Below are 18,088 nucleotides of genomic sequence, written 5' to 3' on the forward strand. Positions count from 1 at the left end.
CGCGCGGGTAGGAAGCAGGCCTACGCACCACCCGGTGCCGCAGGGTGCACAGTGGGCTTTCTTTCATCCATCCAGCGGGGATATTGCATGCAGATACAGGTCAACACGAGCAACGGCATCACCAACAAGGACGCGCTGGAGCGTTGGGCCGACTCCGAGATCAAGCAGAACCTGAGCCGTTTCGTCGACGACGTGACGCGCGTCGAGGTGCACCTGAGCGACGAGAACCACGACAAGGCCGGCAGCGGCGACAAGTGCTGCGTGATGGAAGCGCGCCTGGCGCACCACCAGCCGCTGGCGGTGACGCAGCACGCGGCCAGCCTCGACGAGGCCTTCCGGGGCGCGTCCGACAAGCTCAAGCGCCTGATCGAGAACACGCTGGGGCGGCTTCACAACCACCGGGACAGGGGTTCGATCCGCACCGACCCGGGCTTCATCGCCGAGTAGCGCCGCTTCTGCGCTTCCTGGGCGCGGCTGAAGCCTCCGCGGCGATGAGCGGCGGGCGATGCCCGCTGGCCATCCACTCGTCGTAGAAGTCGATCTTGCGCTCGACCAGCGACAGCGCCCTCTTCCACCCGGCGATGGTCTCGTTCACACGCTCGCGGTGCGCGGCGAGCATGTCGCGCCGCTCGCGCAGCGTGGTCTTGCCCTGCAGCGCCAGCGCGGTGTACTCGCGCATCTCGGCGATCGACATGCCGGTGCGGCGCAGCCGCTCCATCAGGTCGAGCCAGCCGACGTGCAGCTCGACATAGAGGCGCCGGCCGCCCTCGTCGCGCGCCACGCCGGGCACGAGGCCCTGCGTTTCGTACCAGCGGATGGCGTGCACCGTGCGGCCGGTGCGCGCGGCCAGCTCGCCGATATGGAAGGGAGCGCCCCTTTCCGTTGCTCCGTCAGCCGGCATGGACGACGGCCGGGGGCTGCAGCGCCTCCTGCACCAGCGCGGTGTCGAAGTATTCGGTCAGCTCTTTCACCTTGCCTCCTTCGAGTCGGTAGACGTAGCAATAGCGGTTGTTGTAGCGCTTGCCGGCCTTGGTGGGCACGTCGCCGCTGAACAGCACCACCACCCGGTCGCCCTCGGCGATGACTCGCTCGGTCTTGCTCCTGTAGGGCGCGGCGAACTGGGCGAAGAGCGGGTCCAGCAGTTCCTCGCGGATCGCCTTCTTGCCTTGGTAGGTGCGCGACCACGCGGTGCTGCCTTCGAGCTTCCAGCTTGCGTCGTCGGCGAGGCTGTCGACGAAGGGACGGCCGTTGCCCTTGTCCAGCTCGTCGTGGATGTGCTGGACCAGGGCCTTGTTGTCGATCGTGTTCATGGCTCGATTTCCTTGCTTTGAATGAATGAACCGGAGATCCGGTGAATTCATTGGAAATGCTCGAGTGCGCTCTAGGTCAAGCGCGCCATGAACGCGGTGCCGGACTGTGCCGCTCCGCTCAGCCTCGCTCAGCCCCGCTTGGCGTTCGCCATGCCCTTGGCGACTTCGTTGGCGCCCTGGGCCGCACCGCTTTGCGGCACCGCCTCGCCTTCGCGGTCGGTCACTTCCGACAGGCGCGCCGCCAGTTGCTCGGGCGTGTCGGCCTCGATGCCCAGCCAGGCGCCCTGCGTCAGCGTGATGTGCGCGGCCTCGAAGGTGCCGGCGCCCGCGCAGAGGATGGTGCGATTGGGTGCGTCCTGCGCGGCCAGCACCAGCATCGCGGGCACCACGGCCTCGGGGCGGAAGGCCTCGAGCATTTCCTTGGGGAACAGGTCCTCGGTCATGCGGGTGGCGGCCGTGGGCGCCAGGCAGTTCACGCGGATGTCGTTCTTCGCGCCCTCGATGCTCAGCGTCTGCATCAGGCCCACCAGCGCGAGCTTGGCCGCGCCGTAGTTGCTCTGGCCGAAGTTGCCGTACAGGCCCGACGAAGAAGTGGTCATCACGATGCGGCCGTACTTCTGCTCGTTCATGAGCGCCCAGACGGCCTTGGTACAGTTCACGGCGCCCATCAGGTGCACGTCGACCACCAGCCGGAAGTCGGCCAGGTCCATCTTGGCGAAGCTCTTGTCGCGCAGGATGCCGGCGTTGTTCACGAGGATGTCGACGCGGCCCCAGGCATCGACCGCCTGCTTGACCATGGCCTGCACCGCCTCGAAGTCGGTGACCGAGGCGCCGTTGGCAATCGCCTCGCCGCCGGCCGCCTTGATCTCGTCGACCACCGCCTGCGCGGCGCTCACCGAGCCGCCGGAGCCGTCGCGCGCGCCGCCCAGGTCGTTGACCACCACCTTCGCGCCGCGCGCGGCCAGCGCCAGCGCATGCTGGCGGCCCAGGCCGCCGCCCGCGCCGGTCACGATGGCCACGCGGCCCTTGAAGTCGAGGTTGCTGCTGTTGCTGCTGCCGTTGCTCATGTCTCTGTGTCGCCTTCCATGGGAGTTGCCGTTGTTCGGAGCCGCGCCGGGCTTGCCTTGCCCGGGCGGCAGCGTGGCGTTTTACCCCAGAAAGCGGCCGCGGGGCAGCTTCGGCGCGGCGAGCCCAGTCGCCAGCGTGTCAGCGGCGTTCAGGCGGCGACTGCCGTACGGCTGCGCGGCACGCCCAGGCGCGAGGGCGAGACGTACTGCTCGCGGTAGATCTCGAAGGGCATGGTGTCGGCCGCCTCGATGCGCTTCTGTTCCTGGATGGACTCGGCCGTCATCTGCTCGAACTCGGCCTGCTGCGCCGCCGAGAACGGCAGGCCCAGCAGCGTGGCGCGGGTCTGCTCGGAGCGGGCGCGCACGAAGCCGACGAAGGAGTTGGCATGCTCCTTCTCGATGGCCGCCAGCACGCGGGCCGAGGGCAGGCTGTCGGGGTTGCGCAGCGCAGCGCCGGCGGCACGCACCGCGTCGGCATGCGCGGTGCCGCTGCCCTGCGCCGCGTCGAGTGCGGCTGCAATGGGCAGGCACTGCTCGACCAGTTCCAGGCCCCAGTCGGCGAGCGTGACTTCGGCGCCGTTGCGCCGCAGCTTCAGGCCCGGCTCGCGGCCACGCGCGGCGGTGAGGTGCTGGTTCTGCGCGAGGTCGGCGATTTCCTGAGGCGTGTCGTCGGGGCTGTCGCTCAGCAGGCAGTGCAGCAGGAACACGTCGATGAAGCGCATGGTCTGCGCGTTGATGCCGACCGTCTCGAAGGGGTCGAGGTCCATCAGGCGCACCTCGACGTACTCCACGCCGCGCTCGCGCAGCGCATGCAGCGGGCGCTCGCCGGGGTTGATGACGCGCTTGGGGCGGATGGTGCCGTAGAACTCGTTCTCGATCTGCAGCAGGCTGGTGCCGAGCTGGTTGTAGTCGCCGCCGAGGTTGCGGATGCCGATGGCCTCGTAGGCCGGCCACGGGCGGGTGAGCGCGTCCTGCAGCGAGGCGCCGTAGCCTTCGAGGCTGTTGTAGCTCACGGCCAGCGAGGCCTGCGCATCGCTCTGGTAGCCCAGCCGGCCCATGCGCAGCGAGGTGCCGTGCGGCATGAACATGCTGCCGTCGCCCAGCGGCTGCAGCTCGTGCGGGCGGCCCGCAACGAAGCTCGAACACAGCGCCGGCGAGGCGCCGAACAGGTACAGCAGCAGGAAAGCCTGGCGGCGGAAGTTGCGGATGAGCGCGAAATACTGTTCGCTCGAAACGTCGGGCAGCGACCAGTTGTAGTGGATGCCCGAGATGGTCTGCATGCGCCGGCCGTAGCGGTGGCTCAGGCCCATGCGGTAGACGCTCTTGGCGCGGCCCACGTTCGACGAGCCATAGCGGCCGATCGGAATGGTCTCGTCGGTCGGCAGGCCGCAGGGCATGCTCGACACCCACAGGCGCTCGTCGCCCAGTCCGTCGAGCACGCGGTAGGTGAACTGGTGCACCCGCGTGAGTTCTTCGATGGCCGAATCGACGTCCGCATGCACGCCCGTGATGAGTTCGAGCTGCGATTCGCTGAAGTCGGTCGTGATGTGCGGATGCGTGAGCGCGGAGCCCAGCGCGAGCGGATGCGGCGTCAGCGCAAGCTTGCCGTCCGGCAGCGCGCGCAGGCTTTCCTTCTCGATACCGCGTCGCATGCCCTGGAGGCGTGCGGCTGAAAGTGCACCCAACCTCTCCTGCAATCTGTTGCTCATATTGTTATGACCCATCAATCTTCTGAGGGGCTGGAAGGTAGCACGGGCAAGCGGGCACTGCTTGTGCAGGGAATCCCGGGGCTGGCTACCCTGTTGTGCGCTATGTTTTTGATAGCTGCCAGCGTTCCGGGCGCGACTCAGGCCTTGGAACGGCCCGCCGACAGGTCGATCTCTTCCGACCGGTAGACATGGATCTCCGGCGTGCCCTCCGCCATGGCCGAGAGCGCCTTGGCGAAGGCGCGCGATGCGTCCACGCGGAAGTGGGCCTGCAGCGCGTCCATGTCGCTCCAGCGCTCCACGAAGGTCAGGCGCAGTGGCTCCTGCACGTCGGTCGTGACTTCATGCGAGATGCAGCCGGGCTCGGCGCGCGAGCGCAGCACGTGCTCGGTGCTGATGGCGAGCATGGCCTGCAGGGTGTCGGGCTTGGCCAATGCGTGGCCGATGACGAGGATCATTTTGCGGCTCCTTCGTGCGAGCGTTGATCAGGTTCAGCCGAGCACCCGCAGCAGGAAGCGGTTCAGGTCGGCGACTTCTTCCATGCACACCGAGTGCGCCATGGCGTATTCGTGCCATTCGACGGCGTAGCCCAGCGCGGAGAGCGCCTCGCGCGTGCGCACGGCCGCCGCGTAGGGCACCACCGGGTCCTGCCGGCCGTGGGCGAGGAACACCGGTGTCTCGTGGTTGGCCGCGTGGCGCTCGGCCGCGGTGGTGGCCGCGATCGGCAGGTAGCCCGAGAGGCCGACGATGCCGGCGAGCCGTTCGGTGTGGCGCAGGCCGGTCATCAGCGCCATCGCGCAGCCTTGGGAGAAGCCGGCCACCACGATGCGATCCGCAGCGATGCCACGGGCCTTCTCGCTGGCGATGATGGCCTCGATGGTCGCCTGCGAGCGGCGCAGGCCCGCTTCGTCCTCTCCCGACGTCAGGTCGGGCTGGGCGATGTCGTACCAGGCCGGCATCTGGTAGCCGCCGTTGATGGTCACGGGCATGACGGGCGCATTGGGGAACACGAAGCGCACCGGCCCCACGGCCGAGAGGTCGAGTTCGCCGGCAATGGGCACGAAGTCGTTGCCGTCGGCACCGAGGCCGTGCATCAGGACCACCGTGGCGGTGGGGTTGGGGGCGGTTTCGATCTCGATGGGGGGACGGGACATGGTCGGGCGAAGGTATTCAGGAACGCGGATGCCCGGACCTTAGCGCATCCCGGCGCCGCCCGAGCCGCGGAAACGGCCGGTAGACCGACTTGCACAAGGTTTCGATGTAAAGCCCCGCCGTTACTTCCCGGGGCGGAACTTGGACGATTTCTGCTATTCGGCCTTGATGCCCACGGCCTTCACGATCTGCGCATAGCGCTCGTATTCGGCCGACACCTGCGTCTGGAACTGGCGCTGCGGAAACCCCGTGGCCTCGATGCCCTGCGCAGCCAGTTCGGCGCGCGCGGCCGGGGCCTGCACGATGCGCCCGGCCTCCGAGGCGATGGCGTCGAGCACCGGCTGCGGCGTGCGCGCCGGCGCAAAGAGGCCGAACCACGTGCCGGAGCGATAGCCCTTGTAGCTCTCTGCCACCGTCGGCACTTCGGGCAGCAGCGCATGGCGCTTCTCGCCGCTGGTGCCCAGCGCCATCAGCCGACCGCTGCGGATGTGCTGCAGCGCGGGCCCGACCGCGATGAACATCACGTCGACCTGCCCCGCGATCACGTCCTGCATGCCCAACGGGCCGCCACGGTAAGGGATGTGCGTGACGTAGATGCCCGCCTTCTGCTTGAGCAGCTCCATGCTCAGCTGCTGCGGGCTGCCGTTGCCGGCGGAGGCGTAGTTGATGTGCCCCGGCCGGGCCTTGGCCGCGCGCACGAAGTCGGCCACCGTGCGAAAGCCCGTCTTCGGGTTGGCGACCAGCACGAAGTCGATCTGCCCCAGCGACACCACCGGCACGAGGTCGCGCCGCGCGTCGTAAGGTAGGCCGGCCTGGATGTTGGGGAGGATGGTGATGGGCCCGTCGGCGCCCACCAGCAGCGAATAGCCGTCCGGTTGCGCCTTGGCCAGCCCGTCGGCCGCCAGGATGCCCGCCGCGCCCGCGCGGTTGTCGACGACCACCGGCTGCTTCCACTGCTCCGAAAGGCGCTGCCCCAGGTAGCGCGCCAGCACGTCGGGCGAACTGCCGGGCGTGTTCGCCACGGTGATGTGCACGGGCTTCGACGGATAGGCCGCGCCCGCCGGTTGCGCCTGCGCCATCACCGTCAGGGAAGCACAGGCTCCCAGCAGCACGGCCGGCCTGAGCAGCTTCGACAGCAACGAATGGGCACGCAAGAGGGCACGCATGGCGGACTTCCGATCGCAAAAGGCAAAGGGCGCGATTCTGTCGCGCGGCGGCGCGCAAGCGAACGACCCATTCGTCAGATGCTTAGGTGCGTTCCGGCATATATGCCCGGTCCGGGCGGAACACAGCCAGGCAGGTCATTTCCGCCGCTCCTACCCTCGCCGCCCCGGGATGCAACACAATGGCGTTTCGCAAGAAGACCGCATGAAGACCCCGACCTCGCACCCGAAGCCCCCGCGCGCCGCCCCGTTCGACAGCGAAACGCTGCTGCGCGACAGCGGCCTGCGCGTGACGCGCGCCGCCCAGACCGTGCTCGAACTCATCGAGCACAGCTCGCAACCCCTGACGCACGAGGAAGTGGCCGCCGCCTACACCGCCGCCACCGGCGAGGCGCCCGACCGGGTCACGGTCTACCGCGTGCTCGACCGCCTGGTCGAGGCCGGCCTGTGCGACCGCCGCGTGGGCACGGACCGCGTCAACCTCTTCTCGCGCCACGTGGAAGCCGAGTCGGGCAACACCTTCGAATGCGACCAGTGCCACAAGGTGCTGGCGCTGCCCTCCGACCCGGAGCTGCCGAAGGTGATGGGCCGGCTGGGGCGGGTGCTGCGCAAGCAGGGCATCGACACCCGCCACACCGCCCTCACCCTTCACGGTACCTGCGGCGACTGCGCAAGATAAAGGCAAACCCCCAGGCTGCGCGCACTTCGTGTCGCTTCGCCAACCCCCTTGCAGGGGGCAATGCCTGCGGCCCGGCAAAGCCGGTTCCGCGGCATTTCCCGCGCAGACATCAGTTCACTGGTTCCAAGAGGGAAATGGGTCCGGGAAGTTCTGCCACCACGAGGCGCCAAAGCGCATCTCGTTTTCCGTGAGCAGGCAGGCGTCGAGCCGGGCGCGCAGCGCGTCTTCGTCCATGCCGATGCCGATCAGCACCAGCTCCTGGCGGGCGTCGCCGGTGGCCGGGTCCCAGTTCTTGTGGATGAGTTCCAGCGCATCGGGATCGGTCGGCCAGTGCTCGCGCGGCACCGCCGCCCACCAGAAGCCCGCCGCGCCGTAGCGGCAGGCGCCGCCGGCCTGCGACCACGAGCCCGCGCGCGTCGCACGGCTGGCAAGCCAGAAGAAGCCCTTGGAGCGCACCACGCCCTCCCATTCGCTCTGCACCAGCTTCCAGAAGCGCATCGGGTGGAACGGCAGCCGCGAGCGGTAGACGAAGCTGCGGATGCCGTATTCCTCGCTCTCGGGCACATGCTCGCCGCGCAGCTCGGCCAGCCAGCCGGGCGCCCGCTCGGCCTGCTCGAAGTCGAAGAGGCCGGTGTCGAGCACGCGGTCGAGCGCCACGCGGCCGAACGCCGACACTTCGATGCGCGCACGCGGGTTCAGGCTGCGCAATATCGCCATCAGCCGCTCGCGCTCCCCGGGCGTGACGAGGTCGGTCTTGTTGACCACCAGCACGTCGCAGAACTCGATCTGCTCGATCAGCAGGTCGACCACCGTGCGCGTGTCCTCGTCGCCCAGCGACTGCCCGCGCTGGCCCAGGCTGTCGGGCGAGCCGTAGTCGCGCAGGAAATTGAAGGCGTCGACCACCGTCACCATGGTGTCGAGCCGCGCCACGTCCGACAGGCTCTTGCCGTCCTCGCCGGCGAAGGTGAAGGTCTCCGCCACCGGCAGGGGCTCGGAGATCCCGGTGGACTCGATCACCAGCTGGTCGAAGCGCTTTTCCTTCGCCAGGCGCCGCACCTCCACCAGCAGGTCCTCGCGCAGGGTGCAGCAGATGCAGCCGTTGCTCATCTCCACCAGCTTCTCGTCGGTGCGCGAGAGCTCGGCCCCGCCGTCGCGCACCAGGGCCGCGTCGATGTTGACCTCGCTCATGTCGTTGACGATGACGGCGACGCGCCGGCCTTCGCGGTTGTGGAGGATGTGGTTCAGCAGCGTGGTCTTGCCGGCGCCGAGGAAGCCGGAGAGCACGGTAACGGGGAGGCGGTCGGCCATGGGAGTTGGCTCCATATATGCAACAGGATTGCATTATATGAATCCAATGCAACTGCGTTGCGTTTTATGCCGTACCGGAGCCTTCGCCTACCATCGGCGCCATGACCGACTTTTCCGCCCTGCCCCTGCAACTCGTCTGGCCCTCTCGGGAGCATCTCCCCAGCTACATCGCGGCACTGGAGCGCGGCTGGTCGCCCAACAACCTCCGCCCCGAAGCCGGGCAGGAAGAACTGGCGCAGATCCGCATCGACCCCGCGCGCTTTCTCGCCGGCCTCGTCGACCCGGAGGCCAAGGGCCCGCCCGTCGCGCTGCCCGACGGCGGCACTGTGCCGCGCCTGCCGGGCTACCGACGCTGGATGTGGGACGGCGAGTTCTGCGGCAGCATCCAGCTGCGCTGGCAGCCCGGCACCAACGACCTGCCCGTCTACTGCCTCGGCCACATCGGCTATGGCGTGGTGCCGTGGAAAGGTGGCCGGGGCTACGCCAAGGCCGCACTGCGAGCCCTGCTGCCCGAGGCGCGCGCCAGAGGCCTCGACCACGTGGAGATCACTACCGACCCGGGCAACATCGCCTCGCAACAGGTGATCCGCGCCAACGGCGGCGTGCTGGTGGAGGAGTTCGTCAAGCTGCCCGGGCTCGGCGGCACGCCGGAGCTGCGCTTCCGCATCGACGTGTGGGGTCTCGACGCCCGGTAACGGCTACATCTCGAAGGCCGCGACCTGACGGCCGTCGATGTCGGTGAAGCCGTATTCGCGCGCGAGGTCGGCCACGCGCAGCACCTCGCCGCTCTTGTCCATCACGCGCGCATCGGCAGCGAGCGCCGCTATCGCCCGCCCGAGGTAGCGCGGCGACTCGGTACGCGCAAGCTCGGGACGTTCCTGCCAGTGCGCCTCGTCGGTCTTGTGACCGGCCAGTACGAACTCGGTGCGCATCCAGCCGGGCGACACCGCCACCGAGGCGACGCCGTGCGGCTTCAGCTCCTGCGCCATGCCGAAGGCCAGCCGCGTCATCGATGCCTTGGCGAGGTCGTAGAAGAGATTGCCGCGCAGATAGTGGCCTCGGTCCCAGAAGGTGGTGGTGGCGACCAGCCCCTTCTTCTGCCGCACCATCAGCGGCGCGACACAGCGGCTGGCCAGCAGGTGGTTGCGCACGCCGCGGTCGAACATCGAGTCCCAGTTCGACAGCGGATGCTCCCAGAACGGCGCCTCGAACACGCCGGTGAAGGTCTCGTGGCCGCCCCATGCGTTGTTCACCAGCAGGTCGATGCGGCCGGCGTCGCGCTCCACGCGGGCGAAGAGCGCGGCCACGTCTTGCTCGCTGGTGTGGTCGCAGCGCACCGCGATGCCGCGCCCGCCCAGGCGCGTGACCTCGTCGGCGGTGTCGTCGATGCTGCCCGGCAATGCGGCCAGGTCCGACAAGGCCATCAGCTGGCCGTAGGTGGCGGCAGGCTGCGCGCGCGTGCTGCGGCCGGTGACGTACACGGTGGCGCCGGCCGCGCCCAGTTCCACCGCAATGCCGCGCCCCGCGCCACGGCTCGCGCCGGTCACGACCGCCACGCAACCCTTCAGCGGATGGGCGGTCCTGTTTTCCTCGTTGTTCATCCTGATGGCTCCTTCGATCCGTTCTTTGCCTGAGGGAGCCGGGAAGATAGCCAGCGTTCAGCCCGGCGTCTTGGAAGAAACCGAAACCGCCCGGTCGAGGAATTCGGTGGGCGTGACGCCGCACAGCGCGCGGAACTCGTTGACCAGATGCGACTGGTCGTAGAAGCCGCCCTCCAGCGCCACCTCGGCCCAGGCCGGCGAAGGTTGCAGCCGCAGCGCGCGCAGGCAGCCGTGCATGCGCGCGAGCCGGCTCCAGGCGCGCGGTGAAAGCCCGACGTGGACATGGAAGAGCTGCTGCAGCCGCCGTTCGCCGACGCCGACGGCGGCCGCCACCTCGCGCAGCGGGCGCCGCCCGTCCGATCCGGCGATGAGCCTCGCGGCATGCATCGCGATGGTGTTGCCGGCGTTGTCGCTGTCGCGAAGCCTGCGCTGCAGCACGGCCTGCAGCATCGCCACCCGCGCCGCGTCGTCCGGCGCTTCGGTCATTCGCTCGAGCAGCTCCACGCCTTCGCCGCGCCACAGCGCATCGAGGTGCACCGCAGTGCCGCCGATCTCGCCGGCCGGCAGACCCTGCAGCGCGGCTGCGGCACCGGGGCGCAAGGTGACGGACAGCCCCTCCACCTTGCGCCGCATGCGCACCACGACCGGCGCGGTCGATGCGCCGATGGCTTCCAGCGCCTGCCCTTGCTCGTCGCCGACGAAGGGCGCATCGCCGAAGTTGAAGACCAGCCGCACGGCGCCATCGGGCAGCACCCGTTCGCGCATCTCGTGGCCGTCGGCGAAGCTCTCGCGGTACAGCATGATGTGGGAGACATGCCCGCGCAGCGCGGCATCGACCGCGAACGCGCTCAGCGTGCCGGCGGGCACGCCCGATTCCGGCCCGTGCAGCGGGTCGTCGTCGAGCCGGAGGAAGAGGCGTTCGCCCATGGGTCCCGATTGTCTGGAAAAAACCGGCCGTGGCATGTCCGAAAATCGGCTGCTTCGCCTGTCCGAATCGAATGCCTTCCGCCCTGCCTGTTCTCTACTCGTTCCGCCGCTGCCCTTACGCGATGCGCGCCCGCCTGGCGCTGGTCGCCAGTGGCCAGCAGTGCGAGCTGCGCGAGGTGGCGCTGAAGAACAAGCCGGCCGACATGCTCGCGGCCTCGCCCAAGGGCACGGTGCCGGTGCTGGTCGCGGAAGACGGTACGGTGCTGGAACAGAGCATCGACGTGATGCTGTGGGCGCTGCGCCGCAGCGATCCGCAGGGCTGGCTCCAGCCCTCGACGGGCACGCTGCAGGACATGCTCGGGCTGGTCGCCGCCTGCGACGACGGCTTCAAGCCCCAGCTCGACCGCTACAAGTACCCCGACCGGCATTCGGACGGCGGCGAACCCGCGCGCGAACGTGGCGCTGCCTTCCTGCGCGATCTGGAGACCCGGCTGTCGGCCTCGCCGCAACTGGCCGGCAACCACGCGACGCTGGCCGACGCCGCCCTCATGCCCTTCGTGCGCCAGTTCGCCATGGTCGACACGGCATGGTTCGACGCACAGCCCTGGCCGCATCTGCAAGACTGGCTCCGGAACTGGACCGCCTCTGAGCTCTTCGAGCGCGCCATGCACAAGTACGAGCCATGGAAGCCGGGCGAGGCCGGCGTGGACTACCCTCCTGCGCGCTAGGCAGCCACTGCTGCCGCCGAGGCCCGCTGGATGCATTCGACGAAGTGCTGCGCGGCCGGCGTCAGCAACTGCCCTCGCCGCTTGATGACGCTCACGCCGAGCATCGGCAGCTCTTCCTCGATCTCCACGCGGCGGATGCCGTGGCGCTTGAAGGTCAGCGTGGCCAGCGGTTCGACGAACAGGCCGACCAGGTCCATCTGCCCCACCAGCGCCAGCGCGACCGTGACCGACTGCCCCTGGATCACCCGCGCCGGCGGCGGCAGCCCCAGCGGCAGCAGCGGCGACACGGCCTCGCGGCCGCTGAAGTGGTCGTCGCCCGGCAGGATCCACTCGGCCTTGTAGAGGTCGCGGATCGAGCGGCTCGCGCGCAGCGGGTGGCGCTCTCGCAGGCCCACCACCAGCTTCACCGGAAAGAGCTCCATCGCCTCGAACTGCGGATCGAGCCGGCCCGGCACCACGTGCGCCACCGCGAAGTCGAGCGAGCCTTCGCGCAGGCGCGCCAGCATCCAGGGCAGCACGGTTTCGCTGAACTGCACGTCGACGGCAGGCAGCCGCGCGTGGAAGTCCTTGAACGCCGCCGGCAGCACCGTGAGCGCGAAGGAGGTGCTGACGGCCAGCGCGACCTTGCCGGTGAGCCCGTCGCGGATCTGCGCGATCTCGTCGCGGGCGCGCTGCATGTCGGCCAGCAGCAGCCGTGCGCGCGGCGCGAAGGCCTTGCCGAACTCGGTGAGCTGCACGCCCTTGACGCTGCGCTCCACCAGCGGCGCGCCGACCTCGCGCTCCAGCTCGCGCACGATCTTCGTCACGGCCGGCTGGGAAATGCCCAGCACGCGGGCTGCGGCGCGAATGCTCATCTGCTCGACCACCGCCACGAAGGCGTGCAACTGATTGGGTTTCATGACAACCAAAAGTTATCTTTGACGCCCAATTATTGTCTTTTCATGACAGCAGCGAGTCTCTAGCATCCGGCGCGGTCAGTGCGTAGATACCTTCGACCGACATCCTCGAAAAGCAAAGCCAACACTGGAGAGCCATGAGCAACCCAAGCAAGCAGCCCGCGCCGTCCTCGTCCCTCGCTCGCCCCGCACGCAGGCGCCAGACCATCGTGGCCACCACCATCGGCAACGGGCTGGAGTTCTTCGACTTCACCGTCTACGGCTTCCTGGCGCTCGTGATCGGCAAACTGTTCTTCCCGACCTTCAGTTCCTACGGCCAGCTGCTGCTGACGGTGGCCAGCTTCGGCGTGGGCTTCATCATGCGGCCGCTGGGCGGCATCGTGATCGGCGCGTATGCCGACCGCGCGGGCCGCAAGAAGGCCATGACGCTCACCATCTTCCTGATGGCGCTGGGCTGCGCCATGATCGCCTTCACGCCCACCTATGCGTCCATCGGCGTGGCGGCGCCCATCGTCATCGTGCTGGCGCGGCTCATCCAGGGCTTCTCGGCGGGCGGCGAAGTGGGCGCATCGACCACGCTGCTGGTGGAGCACGCCACGCCGGCCAACCGCGGCTACATGGCGAGCTGGCAGTTCGCGAGCCAGGGCCTGGGCGTGATGCTCGGCGCCGTCGTGGTGGGCCTGCTGACCTTCACGCTGTCGACCGAATCGATGCAGAGCTGGGGCTGGCGCATTCCCTTCATCATCGGCATGCTGATCGCGCCGGTGGGCATGTACATCCGCCGCCATCTGGAGGAGTCGCTGCACATCTCGCCGCAGGAGGCCTCCGCGCCGCGCGAAAGCAGCCTGAAGATCGTCTGCACGCAGCACGGCAAAACGGTGCTGGCAGCCATTCTTTCGCTGGTCGGCGGCACCACGGCCGCGTATGTCGTGACCTTCTACATGCCGACGTACGCCGTGCGCGAGCTGGGCTTCACGCCCTCGGTGGCGCTCTTCGGCGCGGCGCTCACCGGCCTGATCTCCTTCGCCTTCGCGCCCTTCGTCGGCAAGCTGTCGGACGTGGTGGGCCGCAAGACGCTGATCGTCTGGAGCCGCGTGGCGCTCGCCCTGCTGATCTACCCCGGCTTCCTGTGGCTCAACGCCTCGCCCACGCCCACGGTGCTGTTCGTGGTGCTCGGCGTGTTCAGCTTCGGGCTGGTGGTGCAGACGGTGCCGGGCATCACGATGCTGCCCGAGATGTTCCCGAAGGCGGTGCGCGCCAGCGGCATGTCGCTGGTGTACAGCGTGGGCGTGGCGCTCTTCGGCGGCTTCGCGCCCTTCATCAGCACCTGGCTGCTCAACGCCACGGGCAGCAAGCTCGCGCCGGCCTGGTACCTTGTGGCGATGACGGTGGTCTCGCTGCTGGGCCTGCTCTGGCTGCGCGACCATACGGGCCGCGACATCGACGCCGCCGGTGCCCACGCAACCGCCTGACGGCCTTCACCATTCCACGCACAGGAGTCCCCACCTCATGCAAGCACAATCCACTGCCGCCACGCGGTTCTTTTCCGGCACGTACGTCGAGGCACGCGCCAAGTTCCTCGAAGCCGCGGCGCAGCGCGGCGCCATCGTCGAGTCCTTCGTGATGGAGGCGCACAGGGGCGCGCTCGGCGAAGAGCTGGCCACCGACGTCGCGCTGGTCGGCGCCATCGACGCGAAGAAAGTGCTGCTCGTGAGCTCGGGCACGCACGGCCCCGAAGGCTTCTGCGGCTCGGGCACGCAGATCGCCACGCTCAACGACGCGGACCTGCTCTCGCGGCTGGAGCAGGCCGGCGTCTCGCTGCTGCTGGTGCACGCGGTCAACCCGCACGGCTTTTCGCACCTGCACCGCACGAACGAAGACAACATCGACCTGAACCGCAACCACATCGACTTCAGCGCGCCGCTGCCGGTGAATGCCGAGTACGCCGACGTCGAGCCGCTTGTGCTGCCCGCCACCTGGCCACCGACGCCCGCCGACGAGGCAGCCGTGGCCGCCTACGTGGCGAAGCACGGCATGCGCGCCTTCCGCGCCGCCGTGACGCGCGGCCAGTACACCTCGCCCGACGGCCTGTTCTACGGCGGCACCGCGCCTTCGTGGAGCAACAAGACCATCCGCAAGATCCTGCGCAAGTACGCCGCCTCGGCCACGCACCTGGGCTGGATCGACGTGCACACCGGCCTGGGCCCCTACGGCCACGGCGAGAAGATCTACCCCGGCCGCAACACGCCCGAAGACCTGGCGCGGGCCCACGAATGGTGGGGCGCCGACGTGTTCGCGCCCTTCGCCGGCGACTCGGCCTCGGCCGACGTGTCGGGCCCGGTGATCTCCACCGCGTACGACGAATGCCCCAACGCGAAGATCGCGCCCATGGGCCTCGAATTCGGCACCCTGCCCGACCTGGAAGTGCTCGACCGCCTGCGCGCCGACACCTGGCTGCGCCGCCACCCCGAAGCGCCGGAAGCGCAGAAGCGCGAGATCCGCAAGCGGTTGCGCGACGGCTTCTATTGCGACAACGACGAGTGGAAGGGGATGATCCTCGGGCAGACGCGGGTGGTGCTGCTGCAGACGCTGCAGGGGTTGCGCAAGGCCTGAGGCCGGCCGGTCTTTCTTCAGCCGAAGTTGGGCGCGCGCTTCTCGCGCAACGAAGCGACGCCCTCGCGCACATCGGCTCCCGCGAAGCCCATGAATTCGAGCGCCAGCGAAGCGTCGAATGTCGGCCCGGCCTGCCGCAGCCAGTTGTTCAGCGCGTACTTGGTGAAGCGGATCGCGCTCTGGCTGCCGGCCGCGAGCCGGTCGGCCACCTCGTAGGCGCGCGGCAGCAGCTCGGCCTCTTCCACCGCGAGCGACACGAGGCCGATGCGTTCGGCCTCCTCGCCGCTCACCGGCTCGCACAGCAGCAGGTGGTACTTGGCCTTGGCCATGCCACACAGGAGCGGCCAGACGATGGCCGCGTGGTCGCCGGCCGCCACGCCCAGGCGGGTGTGGCCGTCGACGATCTTCGCGTTCTTCGTGGCGATGGAGATGTCGGCCAGCAGTCCGGCCACCAGGCCCGCGCCCACCGCCGGACCGTGCATGGCGCTCACGATGGGCTTGTCGCAGTTGATGATGTTGTAGACGAGGTCGCGCGCCTCGCGCCACACACGCTGGCGCACCGCGTCGTCGGTGGTCATGTCCTGCACCATGGCTAGGTCGCCTCCGCCCGAGAAGCCCTGCCCTTCGCCTCGCAGCACCGCGCAGCGCACGCTGTCGTCGGCCGATACGTCGCGCCAGATCTCCGCGAGCTCGCGATGCCCGTCATGGCCCGCCGTGGGCAGCTTGCCGTTGGCCGCCAGCATCCGGATGTCGAGCACCGCGCCGTTCGCTCCGCGGCGCTCGATGGCGAGGGTCTTGTAGCGGGCGGCGTAGTCCATGGCGGGTGTCTCTTTCGTCTTTTTTGGCTATTTCCTTGCCGCCAGCTCGCGGCAGCGCTGCACGTTCGCGTCGAAGCGCGAGGCCAGCCCCGGCTCGCACTCGTCGGACGGCGCGAGCCGGCACATGCCGACCACAGCGTAGTCCATCACCGCCGCCGTGCACATCGGGTACGCGGCCAGTTCGGGATTGGCCTTGCTCTTGAAACCCCAGCGCTCCGAGAACTGCACCGTGCGGACCATCGCGCCGTGGAAGAAGCTGCGGTCCTTGGCGGCGATGGCCGCCTCCATGCGGGGCAGCTCCTCGTTCAGGTAGCCGACCGAGTCGAGCGGAAAGCCCGAAGGGTCCTGCTGTGCGGTGGCGAAGGAAGCGGCGAGCACGAAGGGCAAGGCCGCAAGGGCGCGCAGAACGGGGGAAGCTGCGCGGCGTCGGGAGGTGCGGTTGAAGGGCATGGGCTCGAATTCTGCAACGTTTTGAAGCATTTCTGAACCCGCCGCGATGCGTGGGCGCTACGCCGTCCGACTTTGCTAGCGGCCCTTCTTCTGCTTGTCGAATTTGCGCCAGTACTGGAACTCGTCCTCGTGCACCTCCAGGTCGATTTCGGAGATACGCGCCTGCAGCCGCTCCTGCACCTCGGCCACCGCCCTGTTGTAGACCAGCGGCCCGATCTCCTCGAGGAAGAAGCCGAGCAGCGCGCCCGCCGCGACGTTGCCGATGGGCTCCTCCATGTTCTCGCGGAAGTAGCGCTCGATGGAGGTGATGGCCTGCTGGCGGGCTTCCTTCGGTATCTCGACGGTCATGGGCTGTTCCGGCGGTTGGATCGATCGGCCGATTGTGCCGGCCGCCCCCTTCGCTACCATGCGCGCTCACAACAACACACACCGGAGACACACCATGAAGTTCCGCCTTGCCCCCGTCACGGCACTCGCGGCCGCAGCCCTTGCGCTCGTTTCGGGCTGCACGAACCTCACCCCCACCGTGCCGCAACGCCAGCTGATGCTGGTCGCCAACGACGAAAAACAGTCGTGGAACGATGCCGGCGCGGTGATCCTCGGGCCGATGGGCCGCGACACGGTGCAGGTGCTGGACATCGGCACCGATCCGCTGGCGCCCAAGGTGCTCGGCACGCTGCAGCTGGACAACACCATCGCCGGCCCGCCGACCAACCTCGCGATCACGCCCGGCGAGACGCTTGCGCTGGTCGCCAATTCGCTCAACGTAGTCGAGGAGAACGGCGCGCGCAAGCAGGTGCCCGACAACCGGCTCTTCGTGATCGACCTGACCACCACGCCACCCAAGCTGCTCGACACGCTGCAGGTGGGCAAGCAGCCCTCGGGCCTGTCGATCAACCGCACGGGCGACCTCGCGCTGGTGGCCAACCGCGCCGACAACTCGGTGAGCGTGCTGCGCATCTCGGGCAAGAAGGTGACGCTGGTCGACACCGTGGCCATGGGCGACTCGGTGGCGCACGTGCGCTTCACGCCCGACGGCAAGCGCGCGCTGGCGGCCAAGTTTCCGAGCCACAAGATCGCGCTGCTCGAGGTGAACGGCGAGAAGGTCAGCTACAGCAAGGTCGACCTCGCCGCGGGCCTGTGGCCCTACAACGTCGACGTGACGCCAGACGGCAAGCTGGCGCTGACCGCCGACAACGGCAACTCGGGCGCATCCGACGGCCAGGTCGACACGGTCAGCGTGATCGACATGGAAGCCGCGCCGCCGCGCGTGATCGACAAGGTGGTGGTCGGCGACGGCCCCGAGGGACTGGCCGTGAGCCCCACCGGCAAGCATGCGGTGGCGGTGATCCTGCGTGGCAGCAACGCGGCGAAGAACGCCTACTTCTACAACCGCAACGGCTCGGTGGTGCTGCTGAAGATCGACGGCAAGAAGGTCACGCGCGCCAACGAGGTCGTGGTGCGCGGGCTGCCCGAGGGCGCAGTGTGGAGTGCCGATGGGAAGTACCTGTACGTGGGCAACTTCATCGACCAGGACATCACGATCCTGCGGCTCGATGGGGATACGCTGGTCCCGACGGGCAAGTCGCTTCAACTGCAGGGCCATCCGGCTGCGATGCGCGGGAAAATGACGCACTGACAGATCCGCATTTCCCCGAAAGAACGAAGAC

The 18,088-nt window shown here is 68.7% G+C and carries 21 protein-coding genes; 7 read left to right on the forward strand and 14 right to left on the reverse strand.

Annotated features, from left to right (window positions below; genetic code table 11):
* The first annotated feature begins 87 nt into the window (after nt 1-87).
* Nucleotides 88-447 (forward strand): HPF/RaiA family ribosome-associated protein, encoded by a 360-nt coding sequence (locus AC1VNX_RS22260; RefSeq protein ID WP_483159510.1) that lies wholly within the window; start codon nt 88-90, stop codon nt 445-447.
* Here the strand turns inward: AC1VNX_RS22260 and AC1VNX_RS22265 are convergent.
* From AC1VNX_RS22265 to AC1VNX_RS22295, 7 genes are all read right to left on the reverse strand, one after another.
* A complete protein-coding gene (locus tag AC1VNX_RS22265) occupies nt 434-901 on the reverse strand; it encodes a MerR family transcriptional regulator (RefSeq protein ID WP_483159512.1) in 468 nt (155 codons plus the stop codon). The two genes, AC1VNX_RS22260 and AC1VNX_RS22265, sit on opposite strands and share 14 nt — an antisense overlap.
* Entirely contained in the window at nt 891-1,310 is a 420-nt protein-coding gene (locus AC1VNX_RS22270; RefSeq protein ID WP_483159514.1) for a nuclear transport factor 2 family protein, read from the reverse strand. Before AC1VNX_RS22270 ends, AC1VNX_RS22265 begins: the two co-directional genes overlap by 11 nt.
* 128 nt (nt 1,311-1,438) lie before the next feature.
* Entirely contained in the window at nt 1,439-2,377 is a 939-nt protein-coding gene (locus tag AC1VNX_RS22275; RefSeq protein WP_483159516.1) for an SDR family NAD(P)-dependent oxidoreductase, read from the reverse strand.
* 149 nt (nt 2,378-2,526) lie between these two features.
* A complete protein-coding gene (gene gshA / locus AC1VNX_RS22280; protein ID WP_483159518.1) occupies nt 2,527-4,086 on the reverse strand; it encodes a glutamate--cysteine ligase in 1,560 nt (519 codons plus the stop codon).
* 137 nt (nt 4,087-4,223) lie between these two features.
* Nucleotides 4,224-4,541, reverse strand: a complete 318-nt coding sequence (locus AC1VNX_RS22285) for a putative quinol monooxygenase (RefSeq protein WP_301508252.1) — start codon at nt 4,539-4,541, stop codon at nt 4,224-4,226.
* A gap of 33 nt (nt 4,542-4,574) precedes the next feature.
* The gene (locus AC1VNX_RS22290; protein ID WP_301508253.1) at nt 4,575-5,237 is read right to left on the reverse strand and encodes an alpha/beta hydrolase; all 663 of its coding nucleotides are present in this window, start codon (nt 5,235-5,237) and stop codon (nt 4,575-4,577) included.
* 153 nt (nt 5,238-5,390) lie between these two features.
* Nucleotides 5,391-6,401, reverse strand: a complete 1,011-nt coding sequence (locus AC1VNX_RS22295) for a Bug family tripartite tricarboxylate transporter substrate binding protein (RefSeq protein WP_483159521.1) — start codon at nt 6,399-6,401, stop codon at nt 5,391-5,393.
* 202 nt (nt 6,402-6,603) lie between these two features.
* Here AC1VNX_RS22295 and AC1VNX_RS22300 point away from each other — a divergent pair, with 202 nt between their 5' ends.
* Nucleotides 6,604-7,077, forward strand: a complete 474-nt coding sequence (locus AC1VNX_RS22300; protein WP_483159523.1) for a Fur family transcriptional regulator — start codon at nt 6,604-6,606, stop codon at nt 7,075-7,077.
* Between the two features lie 114 nt (nt 7,078-7,191).
* Here the strand turns inward: AC1VNX_RS22300 and zigA are convergent, their stop codons facing one another.
* Nucleotides 7,192-8,385 (reverse strand): zinc metallochaperone GTPase ZigA, encoded by a 1,194-nt coding sequence (zigA, locus tag AC1VNX_RS22305; RefSeq protein ID WP_483159525.1) that lies wholly within the window; start codon nt 8,383-8,385, stop codon nt 7,192-7,194.
* A gap of 101 nt (nt 8,386-8,486) precedes the next feature.
* Between zigA and AC1VNX_RS22310 the strand changes: the two genes are divergently transcribed.
* The gene (locus tag AC1VNX_RS22310) at nt 8,487-9,080 is read left to right on the forward strand and encodes a GNAT family N-acetyltransferase (RefSeq protein ID WP_483159527.1); all 594 of its coding nucleotides are present in this window, start codon (nt 8,487-8,489) and stop codon (nt 9,078-9,080) included.
* A gap of 3 nt (nt 9,081-9,083) precedes the next feature.
* Here AC1VNX_RS22310 and AC1VNX_RS22315 read toward each other — a convergent pair whose 3' ends face one another.
* Both AC1VNX_RS22315 and AC1VNX_RS22320 read right to left on the reverse strand, forming a co-directional pair.
* Nucleotides 9,084-9,986 carry an SDR family NAD(P)-dependent oxidoreductase gene (locus AC1VNX_RS22315; RefSeq protein WP_483159529.1) on the reverse strand — a complete coding sequence of 301 codons (903 nt, stop codon included), beginning with the start codon at nt 9,984-9,986 and terminating at the stop codon, nt 9,084-9,086.
* Nucleotides 9,987-10,043: 57 nt separating this feature from the next.
* Nucleotides 10,044-10,913 carry a helix-turn-helix domain-containing protein gene (locus tag AC1VNX_RS22320; RefSeq protein WP_483159531.1) on the reverse strand — a complete coding sequence of 290 codons (870 nt, stop codon included), beginning with the start codon at nt 10,911-10,913 and terminating at the stop codon, nt 10,044-10,046.
* A gap of 71 nt (nt 10,914-10,984) precedes the next feature.
* Here AC1VNX_RS22320 and AC1VNX_RS22325 point away from each other — a divergent pair, with 71 nt between their 5' ends.
* On the forward strand, nt 10,985-11,641 hold the full coding sequence (locus AC1VNX_RS22325; RefSeq protein ID WP_483159533.1) for a glutathione S-transferase: 657 nt from the start codon (nt 10,985-10,987) through the stop codon (nt 11,639-11,641).
* On the opposite strand, the gene AC1VNX_RS22330 is transcribed toward AC1VNX_RS22325, so the two are convergent.
* A complete protein-coding gene (locus tag AC1VNX_RS22330; RefSeq protein ID WP_483159535.1) occupies nt 11,638-12,540 on the reverse strand; it encodes a LysR family transcriptional regulator in 903 nt (300 codons plus the stop codon). The genes AC1VNX_RS22325 and AC1VNX_RS22330 overlap by 4 nt on opposite strands.
* Nucleotides 12,541-12,674: 134 nt before the next feature.
* Here AC1VNX_RS22330 and AC1VNX_RS22335 point away from each other — a divergent pair, with 134 nt between their 5' ends.
* The gene (locus AC1VNX_RS22335) at nt 12,675-14,009 is read left to right on the forward strand and encodes an MFS transporter (protein ID WP_483159537.1); all 1,335 of its coding nucleotides are present in this window, start codon (nt 12,675-12,677) and stop codon (nt 14,007-14,009) included.
* A 37-nt stretch (nt 14,010-14,046) separates the two neighbouring features.
* Nucleotides 14,047-15,150: a M14 family metallopeptidase gene (locus AC1VNX_RS22340; RefSeq protein WP_483159539.1), complete on the forward strand. Its 1,104-nt coding sequence runs from the start codon at nt 14,047-14,049 to the stop codon at nt 15,148-15,150.
* Between the two features lie 17 nt (nt 15,151-15,167).
* On the opposite strand, the gene AC1VNX_RS22345 is transcribed toward AC1VNX_RS22340, so the two are convergent.
* The 3 genes from AC1VNX_RS22345 to AC1VNX_RS22355 all read right to left on the reverse strand — a co-directional run bounded on the left by AC1VNX_RS22345 (nt 15,168) and on the right by AC1VNX_RS22355 (nt 16,766).
* Entirely contained in the window at nt 15,168-15,968 is an 801-nt protein-coding gene (locus AC1VNX_RS22345) for an enoyl-CoA hydratase/isomerase family protein (RefSeq protein WP_301508265.1), read from the reverse strand.
* Between the two features lie 27 nt (nt 15,969-15,995).
* Nucleotides 15,996-16,418 (reverse strand): hypothetical protein, encoded by a 423-nt coding sequence (locus AC1VNX_RS22350; RefSeq protein ID WP_483159542.1) that lies wholly within the window; start codon nt 16,416-16,418, stop codon nt 15,996-15,998.
* Between the two features lie 75 nt (nt 16,419-16,493).
* A complete protein-coding gene (locus AC1VNX_RS22355; protein ID WP_483159544.1) occupies nt 16,494-16,766 on the reverse strand; it encodes a DUF2164 domain-containing protein in 273 nt (90 codons plus the stop codon).
* A 94-nt stretch (nt 16,767-16,860) separates the two neighbouring features.
* Between AC1VNX_RS22355 and AC1VNX_RS22360 the strand changes: the two genes are divergently transcribed.
* Nucleotides 16,861-18,057, forward strand: coding sequence for a lactonase family protein (locus tag AC1VNX_RS22360; protein WP_483159546.1), 1,197 nt, complete (start codon nt 16,861-16,863; stop codon nt 18,055-18,057).
* The last annotated feature ends 31 nt before the right edge of the window (nt 18,058-18,088 follow it).

The sequence above is a fragment of the Variovorax sp. TLI9-5A genome, assembly GCF_056867935.1.